Genomic DNA, 14,637 nt, shown 5'->3' on the forward strand with positions numbered 1-14,637 from the left:
GACGGTATGCGGCCGTACTGTGCCGCCCCTTGCGCCGCTTCCTCAGCGGCCCCCGTGCCGCAAGCTGATGACGACGGCTTCCGGCGATGTCGGCTGCGCGCTGCCGCCCTTCGGCTCGATCGAGAACGCCAGCGCTTCCCACTTGGCCGGCAGGTTGTTGCGCGAGTAGAGATGCGCTTGCCGTTCATGGAATTCCAGCAAACCCAGGTTCTCGCGCCGGCCTTCGTATTCCGCCCACGCCTGCACGTCCCGCTCGCGGGACGGGAGCATGCCCTGGATCAGCACGAACACCTCCCGCGTCCTGCCGTTCACCCATGCCGTTCCGTTCGCGTGCACCGGCACGATGTCCGCGCCGAGCCCGCCGGACGCGTCGTCGCCCCCGCCGTCCCATGCATAGGCGACCGTGTCCGGACGGCCCATCACCGCTACGCCCTGCGGCGCGAAGACTTGCGCGTACCGCACCGGGTCCGTGCCGTCCCCGCCTCCGGCCCGCAGCGCGGCTACGAGGAGGACGACGAAGGCGGCGAAGGCCGTCCCGGCGACGGCGAGTACCCGGGCCTTGCGTCGTCCTTCGCGTCTCGGCTCGCGGCGCTTCCCCCATCCCTGCAGCCGCACGCGCAGCCGCAGCGCCTCTCTCCGCCAGGCCGGCAGCGCCCTCGAAGCCTCCAGCGCCCTCGAAGCCTCCAGCGCCCCCGAAGCCACCAGCGCCTCCGCCGCCAACAGATCGCCCCATTGCGCCCATCGTTCGTAGCAGCAAGCGCATTCGGCGCGATGCAGCGCCAGCTCCCTCTCCTCTTCCTCCGACAGCCTGCCCAGGTGCCAGTCGATCCATCGTTCTTCGGCGATTCCCCGGATGCAATCAGCCATGGCGCTCGCCTCTGCTTTCTTCCTCCCAGCCCAGCCGGACGAGGACTTTGCGCAGGTGCGCCAATCCGTAGCGCATGCGGGACTTCACCGTGCCGAGCGGCACTTGCCAAGTCTCGGCCAGCTCGCGCAGCGTCCGAGACCCGAAGTAGGAAGCCGCCAGCACCTCTCTTTGCGTCACCGGCAGCTGCGCCAGCGCCTTGCGAAGCAGCTCGCCGTCCATCCGGGCGACGACGGCATCTTCGGGCAAGGCGGAGCCGTCCGCCTTCGCGGGCCAGTCCGCGGGCGCGATCCGATTGAAGACCGTCTTCTTCCGTTTGCGCAGCCGATCCAGACACCGGCTCTTCGTCTGCATGGCGAGCCAGGCCTCCACCGATCCGCGCGCCGGATCGTAGCGTTCGGGATGCAAGATGACGCCGAGCAGCACGTCGTGGCAGACGTCCTCCGCTTCCATCCGGTCGCCGAGCAGTTGGCAGGCGATGGGGATGAGGAACGGCGTGATTCGAACGTAGAGCAGGTCGAACGCTTCGACCGAGCCCTGCCCGACGTCGGCGAGGCAGGAGACAAGATCGTCGGCTTGCAGGTTGCGGGCTGGAATCATCTTTTTCGTACCTCCGTATGCGATCGAACGCTTCTCCTTTTTACATAGCAAATTCCGCCTCGTTTGAGAATGTCTCCGGACCCGAATTTAAGTTCCTTTAAGCTTCCTTTAAGCGTTTTTTTATCTCCGGACGGCCGCCGAACCTAAATCCGCGAAAGCCCCTGATGCGTAATCCGGTTGAAAAAATCAAAGGAGGGTTCTTGTTCCATGCACAGATTCGCCAAAAAAATGAGCGTCGGCCTGACGCTCTCGCTCCTCGTCGGCTTGCTGTCGTTCGCGGCGACGTCCTTCGCGGCCGGCGGCAAGGTCTACACCCCCTACACGAGCTTGTCGGCCGCGCCGGGCGAGACGGTCTCGTACGACATCGACCTGATCAACGACGGAACGGACATTCAGAGCGCCGATCTGAGCTTCGACGACGGCGGCCATGGCTGGAAGGCGACGCTGACGGCGGGCGGACATCCGATCCGCCAGGTATCCGTGAAGCCCAAGGAATCGCAGACGGTGAACCTCAGCCTGGAAGTGCCGCTGGAGGTGAGCAAAGGGGATTATGCGTTCCGGGTCGACGCCGGCGCTTTCGGCGCGCTGCCGCTCAAAGTGAACGTGTCGGAAGGCGGCACGTACAAGTCCGAGCTCGCGACGGAACAGCCGAACATGCAGGGGCACACCGATTCGACCTTCACCTACGCGATGACGCTGAACAACCGCACCGCTTCGAAGCAGCAGTACGCCTTGACGGCCGAAGCGCCCGCCGGCTGGGACGCCAAGTTCCAGGTAAGCGGCACGAACGTGACCTCGGTCGACGTCGGGCCGAACGGCTCCCAATCGATCACCGTCAATCTGACGCCGGCCGATAAAGCGTCCGCAGACACGTACGCGATCAAGGTACATGCCGCGAACAACAATACGAGCGCGGACGCCGAGCTTCAGGCGGTCATCACCGGCACGTACGGGCTTGACTTCACCGCGAGCGACCAGCGGCTCAGCGCGAACGTGACGGCGGGCGGCACGCGGCATCTGGAGATGGTCGTGCACAACACCGGCTCCGCCGAGCTGACGGACGTCAGCCTGACGAGCCAGGCGCCGACGGATTGGGACGTCACGTTCGAGCCCAAGACGATCCGCTCGCTGAAGCCTGGCGAATCCGCGCCCGTGACGGCGACGATCAAATCGTCCGGCAAGTCGCTCGCCGGCGACTACGTCGTCGGCTTGACCGCCCAATCCGCGGAGAAGTCGAAGGATGCGGCGATTCGCGTCACGGTCAAATCCTCCGTGCTGTGGGGCTGGATCGGGGTGTTGATCATTCTCGCCGTGCTGGCGGGTATCTACGGACTTTTCCGCAAGTACGGGAGGCGATAAGGTGGAGCCGGCAGTCATCGAACTCTCGAAGCTGACGAAGCGATACGGCGAATTTACCGCGGTGAACGCCTTGGATCTCGCGATCCGTCCCGGCGAGATCTACGGACTGCTCGGTCCGAACGGCGCGGGCAAGACGACGACGATCCTCATGATGCTCGGCTTGACCGAGCCGACGTCCGGCACGGTGCGCGTCTGCGGCATCGACGCGACGCGCTCGCCGCTCCTCGTGAAGCGGCGCGTCGGCTACATGCCGGACGATATCGGCTTCTACGAGGACCGTACCGCGCTCGACAATTTGATCTATACCGCGCAGCTAAACCGGATTCCGCTGCCGGAAGCTCGGGCGCGTGCGGAGCTGCTGCTGAACCAGGTCGGGCTGGCGCACGCGGCCGGCAAGCGGGTCGGCGCCTTCTCGCGGGGCATGCGGCAGCGGCTGGGACTGGCGGACGTGCTGATCAAACGGCCGGAGATCATCATCCTCGACGAACCGACGCTCGGCATCGACCCCGAAGGGGTGCGGGAGCTGCTCCTGCTCATTCGCGAGCTGAGCCAGAGCGAGGGCCTCACCGTCCTCCTCTCTTCGCACCACCTGCACCAGGTCCAGCAGATTTGCGACCGCGTCGGCCTGTTCGTCGGCGGCAAGCTGATCGCTTCGGGCGACATCGCGTCGCTCTCCCGGCAACTGGACGGCGACACGACGTTCGAAGTCGAAGTGGACGTCCGCGATCCGGACGGCAGCGTATCCGAGCGGCTCGGACGCCTGGACGGCGTCCTCTCGGTCGAAGCGGCCGCCTCGGACGCCCTCGCCGTCTCCGGGACGGGCAGCATCGCCACCTACCGGGTGACGAGCGCCGTCGAGCTGACGTCGGCGCTGGCGCTGGCCGTCGTGGAGCACGGCGCGCCGCTGCTCGGCCTCCGTCCCGTCCGGGCGGGGCTCGACGACATCTACCACAGCTACTTCGAAGGAGGTGCCGCGCATGAGCGCCTGGATGGCTAAGCTGCGCGAACGCGCTGCGATCTCCCCGTTCCGCTCCGCGGCGGCTCCTGGCTCCGAGCGGGACTCCGCCCCCGGCCGCCGGCCCCCTTCTCCCTTCTGGATCATGGTTCAGAAGGAGTTCGGCGATCATATCCGCAGCTGGCGGTTCATGATTCTGCTGGGCATCGTGACGCTCGCCTGCATCGGTTCGATCTACGCTTCCGTGACGGCGCTGAAGAACGGCGCGGGCGCGTCTGGCGCGAGCGGCCAGGCGGATGCCGCGTCCTCGTTCCTGTTCCTGAAGATGTTCACGGAATCCGACGGATCCTTGCCGAACTTTCTGACGTTCTTGTCGTTCCTCGCGCCGCTCATCGGGATCGCCATCGGCTTCGACGCCGTCAACTCGGAGCGCAACAAAGGGACGCTGAGCCGGGTGATCTCCCAGCCGGTTCACCGGGACGACTTCTTGAACGCCAAGTTCGTCGCGGGGCTGCTCCTGATCGCCGTCGTCGTCTTCTCGCTGGGCTTTCTCGTGATGGGCATGGGCTTGTTGACGATCGGCTATCCGCCGTCGCCCGAGGAGTTCTGGCGCGTCGTCGTCGCGCTGATCGTGACGACGGTCTACGTCGGCCTATGGCTGAACCTGTCGCTGCTGTTCTCCGTCCGCTTTCGCCAAGCGGCCACGTCTGCGCTGAGCGGCATCGCGATCTGGATCTTCTTCCTCGTCTTCTACGGGATGATCGTGAACCTGGTCGGCAACGTGACCGCGCCCTCCGACCCGAGCGACGCATTGGCAGTCATGCACCAGCAAGACTGGCTGATGCTGCTGCAGCGGCTGTCGCCGGCCTATCTGTTCCAGGAGGCGGCTTCGACGCTCCTGCTGCCGGACGTTCGGACGCTGAATCCGTTCGTCACCCAGGATCAGGCGTACTTGGCCTTAAACGCCCCGCTGCCGTTCGGCCAGAGCCTCCTGCTCGTCTGGCCGCAGGTCGTCGCGATCGTCGCGGAGACGGCGCTGTCCTTCGCGGCCTCCTATGTCGCCTTTATGCGTCAGGAGATTCGTTCCCGGTCCTGAGCCGGCCGTCTTGGCGCGAAGGGCGGGTCATACCCGCCGTCTGATCCCTGTTGCATGAATCCCCGAACATTCGAGTATCGTTACAGCGGCCGACCTACGCCTCGCGTGCTCTGCAACGATAAAAAGTATCGATACAGCGGCCGACCTACGCCTCGCGTGCTCTGCAACGATAAAAAGTATTGTTACAGCGGCCGACCTACGCCTCGCGCGCTCTGCAACGATAAAAAGTATCGTTACAGCGGCCGACCTACGCCTCGCATGCCCTGTAACGATAAAAAGTATCGTTACAGCGGCCGACATGCGTCTCGTGTGCTCTGTAACGATAAAAAGTATCGTTACAGCGGCCGACCTACGCCTCGCATGCCCTGTAACGATAAAAAGTATCGTTACAGCGGCCGACACGCGCCTCGCGTGCTCTGTAACGATAAAAAGTATCGTTACAGCGGCCGACACGCGCCTCGCGTGCTCTGCAACGATAAAAAGTATCGTTACAGCGGCCGACCTACGCCTCGCATGCCCTGTAACGAAAAAAAAGTATCGTTACAGCGGCCGACATACGTCTCGCGTGCCCTGTAACGATAAAAAGTATCGTTACAGCGGCCGACATGCGCCTCGCATGCCCTGTAACGATAAAAAGTATCGTTACAGCGGCCGACATGCGCCTCGCATGCCCTGTAACGATAAAAAGTATCGTTACAGCGGCCGACATGCGCCTCGCGTGCTCTGCAACGATAAAAAGTTTCGTTACAGCGGCCTGCGAGCGTCACACATGTGCTTTCACAAGGAAACGCCCTCCGCTCGGTCTGTTCGGCCGGTCGGAGGGCGTTTTGGATTATTGGGCGTCGTTCAAGATCTCGTAGATCCGCGCTTCGTGCGGCCGAAGCTGCGCGGCGGCTTCTCCTTCGTGCGCGGCCGGATAATTGGCCAGCAGCAAGCGAAGTGACGAGCCGCGAAGCCGTTCCGGCCAATCGAGCGAGACGGGCTCGTCCGAATGGTTCAACACGATCAGCCAGCGCGTTTCGTCCAGCGCGCGCTCGTAGACGTACATCCGCTCGTCCGCCATCCATTCCGGCCACTCCGCGAAGTCGCCGTACGTCATGACGTCATGCTGCTTGCGCAGCCGGATCAGCGCTTGATAATACCGGTAAACGGAATCCGGATCCGCCAAATCCTTCGCCGCGTTGATCTCGGCGTAATTCGGATTGACGCGGATCCAGGGCGTGCCCTTCGTGAAGCCGGCCTGGGGCGAATCGTCCCACTGCATCGGCGTCCGGGAGTTGTCGCGGCTTAGCGGCTGCAGACGCGCGAGCGTATCTCCCGGATCCGCGCCGTTGCCGACCTCCTCGGCGTAGCGGTTACGCATCGCGATGTCGTTGTAATCTTCGATCGCGCCGAAGCGGACGCCGGTCATCCCGATCTCTTCCCCTTGATAGATATAAGGAACGCCCGGCAGCGTATGCAGCATCGTCGCCAGCAGCTTGGCGGACTGCACGCGATATTGGCCGTCGTTTCCGTACCGCGTCACTTGCCGCGTATGGTCGTGATTGTTCAAGAACTGGGAGTTCGTGCCTTTGCCCCATAGCCCTTCGTACCACCTGCGCTGAATCTCCTTGAAGCGGCGCATGTCCCAAGCCGGCATCTCGTCGCACACCTCGAAGTGGAACAGCATGTTCAGCTCGCACCGGTCTTCACCGACGAACATCAATCCTTCTTCAGGCGTGACGAACGCAGCTTCGCCGACGGTAACGATGTCGTATCGGGAGAACACCCGCTCGTTCATCTCCCGCAGGTAGCCATGAAGGCCGGGGTTGTTCGTCAGGTACCGTATATCCTCGGGCCGCTCCGCGTCGGGGAAGCCGTCCGGCTTGGCGAGCAGCGCGATCGCGTCGAGCCGGAAGCCGTCGATGCCTTTGTCCAGCCAGAACGTCATCATCCGGTAGATCTCCTCGCGCAATTCGGGATTGCGCCAGTTCAAATCCGGCTGCTCGGACGCAAAGGAGTGGAAATAGTATTGTTCCGCAGCCGCGTCCCATGTCCAGGTCGACGGCGCGAAGTAGGAGCGCCAGTTGTTCGGCGCCCCGCCGTTCTTCGGTTCCTTCCATATATACCAATCCCGCTTCGGGTTGTCCCTCGACGAGCGCGCTTCCGCGAACCAGGGGTGCCGGTTGGACGTATGGTTGACGACGAGATCCATGATCAGCTTCATGCCACGCCGGTGAACCTCGGCCAGCAGCCGCTCCCACGTCTCCATCGTGCCGGCCTTGGACATGATCGCCTCGTAATCGGAGATGTCGTAGCCGTTGTCCAGATCGGGGGATTCGTAGACGGGATTGAGCCAGATGACGTCGACGCCCAGCTCCCGGATATAATCGAGCTTGCGGATGACGCCCTCCAAATCGCCGTATCCGTCACCGTCCGCGTCGTAAAAGCTTCTCCAATACACTTGATAGACGACGGATTTTTTCCACCATGCAGGTTTTGAAGGCGCCAAATGTCATACCCTCCGTTAGTTGATCTCTTGACGGCAGCCGCGCGCGGCGGCGCGATTACTTCACCGCGCCGGCGGCAATGCCTTTGATAATGTATTTCTGCGCGAACACGTAGAAGATGACGACCGGAATAATCGTCAGCGTCAGTCCGGCCATCGCCAGGTTCCATTGGATCGTGAATTCGCCGAAGAAGTAGAACGTCGACAGCGGAATCGTCCGGAGCCCTTTGTCCGACAGCGTCAGAGAAGGCAGCAGATAGTCGTTCCACATCGCAATGACGTCGAGAATAGCGACCGTGATCGATATCGTCTTCAGCATCGGGAAGACGATCCGCCAGAAGACGCCGAACTTGCTGCAGCCGTCGAGCGTGGCGGCTTCCTCAAGGGCGACCGGCACGGACTTGATGAAGCCGTGGTACAGGAACACCGCCATGCTGGCGTGGAAGCCTATGTTCATATAAATGAGGCCCCCATGCGTATTGAGCATCGGGATATGCAGATTCGAACGGATCCAGTCCATCACCTGCATGAGCGGCATCATCAGCGTCTGGAACGGGATGAGCATGGTCGACACGAAGACCAGGAAGATGATGCGGCTCAGCCTGTCGTCCGTGCGTACGAGCATCCAGGCCGTCATCGAAGCCAGCACGACCACGAAGACGACGGAGATGACCGTCACGAACAGCGAGTTGCCGAACGCCGTGAGGAAGCCCATCTTCTCCATCGCCTTGGCGTAATACTGAAAGCTGAAGGAGGACGGCAGCGCCAGCGCGTTGCGGTACAGCTCCGCCCGGTCCTTGAAGGAGTTGACGAGCATCAGATAGATCGGCGACAGAAAGGCCAGCGACAGCAAGACAAGCAATACGTTGCCGACGGTACGGCTCATTGTCTTCATCAGTACTGGACCTCCCTCTTCTTCGTGATGATGACCTGGGTCAGCGTGACGGCCGCCACGATGACGAAGAAGACGATCGCCTTCGCCTGGCCGAGCCCGTAATGGCCGTAACCGAAGATTTCATTGTAGATGTTCATCGCGAACATTTCCGTCGCGTTGTTCGGCCCGCCTTTGGTCAAGGACAGGTTGACGTCGAAGATCTTGAACGCGCCGGATAGCGTCAGGAACAGGCAGATCGTAAAGGACGGCATCAGGAGCGGGAAGACGATGCGCGTGAGCCGGTGCCACAGGTTGGCGCCGTCGACGCGGGCCGCTTCGTTCAGCTCGTCCGGAATGCCCTGGATGCCGGCGATGTAGATGATCATCGTATAGCCCGCCATCTGCCAGGTGAAGACGACGACCATCGCCAACAGCGCGAATTGCGGATCGATCAGCCAGTTGAAGAAGACCGACTCGAGCCCCGTCTTCTGCCCGATGTACTTGAACGCGTCGGTAAAGACGAACTGCCAGATGTAACCCAAGATGAGGCCGCCGATCAGGTTCGGCAGGAAGAACATCGTGCGGGCCACATTGCTGACGCGAAGCTTCGCCGTCACGAGCAGCGAGAAGAGCAGCCCGAGCACGTTGACGAGCACGAGCGCGAGCACCGTGAACGCGATCGTATGCCAGGCCGACGTCAGGAAGCGATCGTCATTCAGCAGCTCGGCGTAATTGCCGAAGCCGACGAACACTTTGGGGTTGGCGGGAATGCCGTCCCACCGGACGAAGGAGTAGCCGATCCCGATCAGGAAGGGAATGATAACTACCGTCGTGAAGACCAGCAGCAGCGGCATCGTGAACAGCGCGTACCAAGCTTTGTCTTTTCGTTTGCGAGTCGACACATCGGTTCACCTCTTTCCGGAAGATAAAACGAAAACCTAACGCCTCGAAAAGAAGGGTTAGGCTTTCGTTTGGTTGAAACGGACGCCGTATCCGACGGATTACTTGGCGCCTTTAGCCCATGCGGCGTCCAGGTTCTTCAGGAACTGTTCGCCGGTCATCTTTTTGTCCAGGAAGAACGCCTGCGTCGCCGGAGCCAGGTCGTTGACGATGATGCCTTGCGGGAAGTAGTTCAGCGCCCAAGGGATCGTCTGGCCGTTCTTCGTCGCCTCGTACACTGTCTGGGACAGCGGATCCAGGTTGGCGGCTTCGATATTCGTCATCGCCGGGATGAACTTGAACTCGTTGACGATGGCATTTTTGCCGCTGTCGCTCGTAAGCATCCAGTTCAGGAAGCCTTTGGCCGCCTTGATCTGATCCGCGTCCGCCTTGCCGTTGACGACCCAGTTGCTGGCGACGCCGACGGCGATCTTGTCGTTGCCGGCGAGCGGCAGGCCCATCATGCCGACGTCGAAGCCCAGGTCGCCGTAATCCTTCAGCATGCCGTAGCTCCAGTTGCCTTGATGAACCATTGCGGTCTTGCCCGTTGCGAAGTCGCCCATCTGCGTGTCGTACTTGACTTCCATCGGATTCGGGCTGTTCGCCTTGATCGCTTCCATGAACTTGGCGAACTCCTGGAACTCCTTCGTGTCCGCCATTTTGACTTCGCCTTTGTTCAGCTTGGCGATGAAGTCTTGCGGATCGGCTTGCAGCGCGAACGGCGTATTGATGATGTGCCCGATCAGGAAGTACGCTTCCTGCGAGAGGCTGAATCCGTTTTTGCCGTCGGCTTTGACCTTCTCCAGCGTCTTCGTGAAGGAGGCGAGGTCGGTTACGTCTTTGGGATCGACCAGGCTTTTGTTGTAGACGAGCCCGAAGCCTTCGACCCCGTACGGCACACCTACGACTTTGCCGCCGTCCGTCAGCGCCATGTCTTTCGCGATATCCTTCGCGAACGGCTCGCCGCTCAAGTCTGCGTAGTAGGACTTGAATTTATCGGCTTCCGCGCCGGTGGCGACGCTGAAGATCGTAGGTCCTTCGCCGGCGGCCAGCTTGGCTTGCAGCTGCGTCGCATAAGCGTCGCCCGCGGAGCCCCATACTTCTACGTCATTGCCGGTTTCTTTTTTATAGGTCTTGGCGAGCGCTTCCAACGATTCCGCGATTTCGACTTTGGATTGGAACAGCGAAATTTTCTTCAGCTTCTCAGGGGCTGCGGACGAAGTTCCGGATGCGGCCGGCGAGCCGGATTCCTTGTTACCGTCCGTAGAACTGCCGCAGGCGGCCAGCAAGCCGACCATCGCCGTAGCCGTTAGTAAAATCGAAACTTTTTTTACTTTTTTCAAAGCGTTTTCCCCCTTATTTTCTAATTCGAAGTGAAATTTAGTATAACCGATCACATGCTCATATTATTCAAAAAATAAAGCGCTGTCAATGGTTTTTGACAGCGCCTGCGATATATTTTAGTAAAATTTTTAGTAAAACACGAAAAATATCGCGAAATAATCCCATTATTTTTATTTTACCGATTTCCGCCACTTGATCTCCGCGCCAATCTTGAAAGGCTCTTTGACGGCGGTCCCCTGGATCATCTCGAGCAGCTTCTTGGCCGCCAGGTAGCCGGTCTCGTACCGGGGAATCGAGATGGTCGTCAGCCCCGCGACGGCGGCCGTGTCGGAGTCGTCGAAGCCGGTGACGGCGATGTCCGCCGGCACCCGGAGGCGGCTCTCCTCGAAGGCCCGAATGGCGCCGATCGCCATGTTGTCGTTCGCGCACACGAGAATCTCCGGCAGATCGTTGCTGAGCAGCATGAGCTTGGCCGCTTGGTATCCGCTGTTCTCGCGATAGTTGCCGTGATAGTAGTGCTTCTGGTCGAAGGCGATATCGTTGCGGGCGAGCGTGTCCGCGAATGCGGCGAAGCGCTCCTTGTTGTCCATCGTATAGCCGAGTCCGCCGATAAAGCCGAGCTTGCGATACCCTTTGTCGATGAGCGCCTGCACCATGTCGCACATGACCGGATAGTTGTCGACGACGACGCTGCTCGCGTTCAACCGTTTGTTCTCGATGATCCGGTCCATCATCACGACGGGCATCTCGGCGGACGCGGCGGAGACGACGACCTCGTCCGACATGCTCCCGTCCAGGATGATAGCGCCGCTCGCGAAGCTGGCCCGCAAGAAATTGGTGCTCGATTTATTGGTGCAGATGACGAGGTCGTATCCGTTCTCCGTCAGGCAATCGCTCAACCCTTGAATGATTTTCAAGTAAAAATCCCGGTCGAAATCGCTGAATATAAAGACGATCGTACGGCTTGCGGCCGGTTTTTCCTTTTTGTCCGCCGCGCCCAAGCTGTAGCCGTGCTCCGCGCATAGCCGCAGCACCTTCTCGCGCGTCTCCCGACCGACGTTTTTGCGCCCGTTCAGCACGTTGGAGACGGTCGAGATCGACACTTCAGCCAATTGCGCGATTTCCTTTAATCCGATCATGCGTCCGGCCCCCCCTTGTTATTCTGATCTTTGATTTAAATATAACAACGGTTTTATTTTTTGTAAATTTTACTTTAGTAAAAACGGAAATGAAATAAACGGAAGCACTGCCTCCCCCCTCCGGACGTCGAATGGAACTACTCCGAAAACTATATTGACTCGATATATATCATGTCGATATAATGACGATGGAAACACGGAAGAAACGCATCAAAGGAGCTGTCGCCATGAATAGCCAAGACGTCATTCTCGGGTTGCTGCACCGGCGCCCGTTGACCGGTTACGAGATCAAGAATTCGTTCGAGATGCCCCTCTCCTTCTTTTTCGACGCGGGCTTCGGCACGATCTATCCGACGTTAGCCAAGCTGGAGAGCCTGGGCTTCATCACCAAAGAGAGCGTAGAACAGGACAATCGTCCCAACAAAAACGTCTATTCGCTCACGGATGCGGGACGCGCGCGGTTCAAGGCGTATCTCGACTCTCCGCTCGAGCGGGATCTGTACCGCTCCGACTTTATGGTGCGGCTCTTCTTCGCCCACTATCAAGATCGGGAGACGCTGATCGGCTGGGTTCGGCAGGAGATCGCCACGAGCGAATGGGAACGCCAGATGATCCTGGACAGCCTGGCGGAATGGGAGCCTCAGATGACGCGTTCCCAGTCGCTGTGCGCCCGCATCGGCATCGCGTCGATGGAGGCGAAGACGAAGGCGCTCGCCGAAGGATTGGCCGCGCTCGAGAGAGAGAATCCCTAAAAGAGACAGGAGCGAAGAGAAATGAAAGGATCGCAAAAAACGGGATTGATCATCCTGTCCATGGCGCTTGGCCTGCTCATGGCTTCCTTGGACAATACGATCGTATCGGCCTGCATCAACAAAGTCATCGCGGACGTCGGAGGGTTCGACCGGATCACCTGGGTGTTCACCGCCTACATGCTGGCGTCGACGAGCACCATGCTGATCTTCGGCAAGCTGTCGGACTTGTTCGGACGCAAAAGGTTCTATCTGATCGGCATCGGCTTGTTCCTGATCGGCTCCGCGCTCTGCGGGATGGCCACCAGCATCGACCAGCTTATCTGGTTCCGCGTCATTCAAGGGATCGGTTCGGGGTCCGTTTTCCCGATCTCCTTCTCGATCATCTTCACGTTGTTCAACGATCCGAAGCAGGCGGCGAAGCTGTCCGGCGTCATGGGCGCCGTCTTCGGCCTGTCCTCCGTGGCGGGTCCGCAGCTGGGGACGCTTATCTCCGAACATCTCGACTGGCGCTGGTGCTTCTACGTGAATCTGCCGATCGGTCTCGCCTCCTTCCTCGTCCTTCTCTTCTCGCTGAAGGAATCGCGGTCCGACCGCAAGCCGAAGATCGACTACCTGGGCGCGGTACTGCTCATCGTCTCTACCGTCTCGCTCATGCTCGCGCTGGAGCTCGGCGGCAAGAACTATGCCTGGGGCTCCTGGCAGATCGTTCTGCTGTTCGTCCTGGCGGCCGCGGGTACCGCGGCGTTCCTCTTCGTCGAGTCGCGGGCATCCGAGCCGATGCTGCCGCTGTCCATCTTCCGCAACCGCGTCGTGCTCGGCACGAGCATCCTGTGCTTCTGCCAGGGCGTGATCATGTTCTCGGCCATCACCTACCTGCCGATCTACGCGGTCGCGGTGCTGGAACGCTCCAACTCCAACGGCATCCTCACGCCGATGATGGCATCGCTAATCTGCGGCGCGATCCTGTCCGGGTTTCTCATCGCGAAGTTCAAATTCCGCACGATCATGACGTTGAACATGGTCCTCGGGGTGGCCGCCTCCCTCCTGCTCATGAAGATGACGCCCGCCACGCCGTTCTGGCAGGTCGTCTGCATCATGGTCCTGCTGGGTCTCGGGGTGATCGGCCCGCTCATGAGCATGGCGCAGAACGCGGTCGCGATGAGCGTCGACAAGCGCTATATCGGGATCTCCTCCTCCGTCGTCGGCTTCTGGCGGAATATCGGGGGCATCATGGGCGCCTCCGTCATGGCCGTCCTCGTGAACGGCTACTTGAAGGATTCCGCGGTGGAAGCAGGCCGCAAGTTCGGGATTCCCCAAGACCAACTCGGGACGCTAGCCAATCCCGAGAACGTCATCCGCGGCGCCGACAAGCTGCAGCCCGACTTGCTCGCCTTCCTGCGGGAAGCGATCGGCACGGCCGTGAATCACGGCTTCGTCCTCTCGCTCTGCGTCACGGCCGCGGGCGTGATCGTCGCCCTCTCGATCGGCAGCGCCCGGTCCGCGTTCGTCAAGAAGGACGCCGAGCAGCCTGCCGTCGGGCATAGCGCATAAAGATGCCATAGGAAGCGACAAAAAAAAGACTGGCTCGCACCCGGAATGATATGCTCCCCTTTAAGTAGACAGGTTAAATAAACAAACCTGCTGCTTGGAGGGGAGTATTTCTTTGGCCAAGAAGAATGAATATTCCGCTGGAGCGAAGTTGAGGATTCTTAGAGAACTGGAATCAGGTGAAGGCACTCGGATGGAGGTCGCCCGCAAACATAACATCAGTGTCCAAACGCTGGTGACATGGCGGCATCGCTATGAACGGTATGGAATGAACGGTTTAGAGATTCAAGCTCGTAACCGCAGGTATTCAGCGGACTTGAAAATGAAGGCAGTTGAAGATTATCTCTCCGGCCAGTATTCACAATATGAACTCATCGATAAATACCAAATTGCAAGCCGTACACAACTCAAAAACTGGATAGACAAGTATAATCGTCATAGCAGCTATAAATCGGTTGACGAGGGAGCAAACGCTATGACGAAAGGTCGTTCTACTACCTGGCAAGAGCGAATCGAGATCGTGCTGTACTGCACGGCTAATCAGCGCGACTACGGGAAGACAGCAGCGCAGTTTAAGGTCTCCTACAACCAAGTGTACCAGTGGGTCAAGAAGCACGAGGAAGGCGGAGAGGACGCCCTGCAGGACGGCCGGGGCCGGAAGAAGGCGCCGGAGGAGCT

General features: G+C 60.1%; 13 protein-coding genes. 6 read left to right on the plus strand and 7 right to left on the minus strand.

Annotated elements, in window-relative coordinates; all coding sequences use genetic code 11:
• Nucleotides 1-42: 42 nt before the first annotated feature.
• On the minus strand, nt 43-867 hold the full coding sequence (locus tag H7C19_RS26415; protein WP_185672074.1) for an anti-sigma factor: 825 nt from the start codon (nt 865-867) through the stop codon (nt 43-45).
• Nucleotides 860-1,465 (minus strand): RNA polymerase sigma factor, encoded by a 606-nt coding sequence (locus H7C19_RS26420; protein WP_185672075.1) that lies wholly within the window; start codon nt 1,463-1,465, stop codon nt 860-862. Before H7C19_RS26420 ends, H7C19_RS26415 begins: the two co-directional genes overlap by 8 nt.
• A 207-nt stretch (nt 1,466-1,672) precedes the next feature.
• Between H7C19_RS26420 and H7C19_RS26425 the strand changes: the two genes are divergently transcribed.
• Genes H7C19_RS26425 through H7C19_RS26435 form a run of 3 tightly spaced genes read left to right on the plus strand, consistent with a single transcriptional unit; the run spans nt 1,673 to nt 4,875 of the window.
• On the plus strand, nt 1,673-2,824 hold the full coding sequence (locus H7C19_RS26425) for a COG1470 family protein (RefSeq protein WP_185672076.1): 1,152 nt from the start codon (nt 1,673-1,675) through the stop codon (nt 2,822-2,824).
• A gap of 1 nt (nt 2,825) precedes the next feature.
• The gene (locus H7C19_RS26430) at nt 2,826-3,821 is read left to right on the plus strand and encodes an ABC transporter ATP-binding protein (protein ID WP_185672077.1); all 996 of its coding nucleotides are present in this window, start codon (nt 2,826-2,828) and stop codon (nt 3,819-3,821) included.
• On the plus strand, nt 3,802-4,875 hold the full coding sequence (locus H7C19_RS26435) for an ABC transporter permease (RefSeq protein WP_185672078.1): 1,074 nt from the start codon (nt 3,802-3,804) through the stop codon (nt 4,873-4,875). The genes H7C19_RS26430 and H7C19_RS26435 overlap by 20 nt, the downstream gene beginning before the upstream one ends.
• A gap of 832 nt (nt 4,876-5,707) precedes the next feature.
• Here the strand turns inward: H7C19_RS26435 and H7C19_RS26440 are convergent.
• From H7C19_RS26440 to H7C19_RS26460, 5 genes are all read right to left on the minus strand, one after another.
• On the minus strand, nt 5,708-7,366 hold the full coding sequence (locus H7C19_RS26440; RefSeq protein WP_185672079.1) for a glycoside hydrolase family 13 protein: 1,659 nt from the start codon (nt 7,364-7,366) through the stop codon (nt 5,708-5,710).
• A 55-nt stretch (nt 7,367-7,421) separates the two neighbouring features.
• Nucleotides 7,422-8,258 (minus strand): carbohydrate ABC transporter permease, encoded by an 837-nt coding sequence (locus H7C19_RS26445; protein WP_185672080.1) that lies wholly within the window; start codon nt 8,256-8,258, stop codon nt 7,422-7,424.
• Nucleotides 8,258-9,091 carry a carbohydrate ABC transporter permease gene (locus H7C19_RS26450; protein WP_185672099.1) on the minus strand — a complete coding sequence of 278 codons (834 nt, stop codon included), beginning with the start codon at nt 9,089-9,091 and terminating at the stop codon, nt 8,258-8,260. The genes H7C19_RS26445 and H7C19_RS26450 overlap by 1 nt, the downstream gene beginning before the upstream one ends.
• A gap of 147 nt (nt 9,092-9,238) precedes the next feature.
• Nucleotides 9,239-10,519, minus strand: coding sequence for a sugar ABC transporter substrate-binding protein (locus tag H7C19_RS26455; RefSeq protein ID WP_185672081.1), 1,281 nt, complete (start codon nt 10,517-10,519; stop codon nt 9,239-9,241).
• Nucleotides 10,520-10,690: 171 nt separating this feature from the next.
• A complete protein-coding gene (locus H7C19_RS26460) occupies nt 10,691-11,659 on the minus strand; it encodes a LacI family DNA-binding transcriptional regulator (protein ID WP_185672082.1) in 969 nt (322 codons plus the stop codon).
• Between the two features lie 227 nt (nt 11,660-11,886).
• Between H7C19_RS26460 and H7C19_RS26465 the strand changes: the two genes are divergently transcribed.
• From H7C19_RS26465 to H7C19_RS26475, 3 genes are all read left to right on the plus strand, one after another.
• A complete protein-coding gene (locus H7C19_RS26465) occupies nt 11,887-12,411 on the plus strand; it encodes a PadR family transcriptional regulator (protein ID WP_185672083.1) in 525 nt (174 codons plus the stop codon).
• A gap of 21 nt (nt 12,412-12,432) precedes the next feature.
• Complete coding sequence (locus H7C19_RS26470; protein WP_185672084.1) at nt 12,433-13,962, plus strand: DHA2 family efflux MFS transporter permease subunit; 1,530 nt, start codon at nt 12,433-12,435, stop codon at nt 13,960-13,962.
• Between the two features lie 112 nt (nt 13,963-14,074).
• On the plus strand, nt 14,075-14,637 hold a 563-nt coding region (locus H7C19_RS26475; RefSeq protein WP_185672085.1), incomplete at its 3' end, for a helix-turn-helix domain-containing protein.

Source organism: Cohnella nanjingensis (assembly GCF_014212125.1).
Classification (GTDB): domain Bacteria; phylum Bacillota; class Bacilli; order Paenibacillales; family Paenibacillaceae; genus Cohnella; species Cohnella nanjingensis.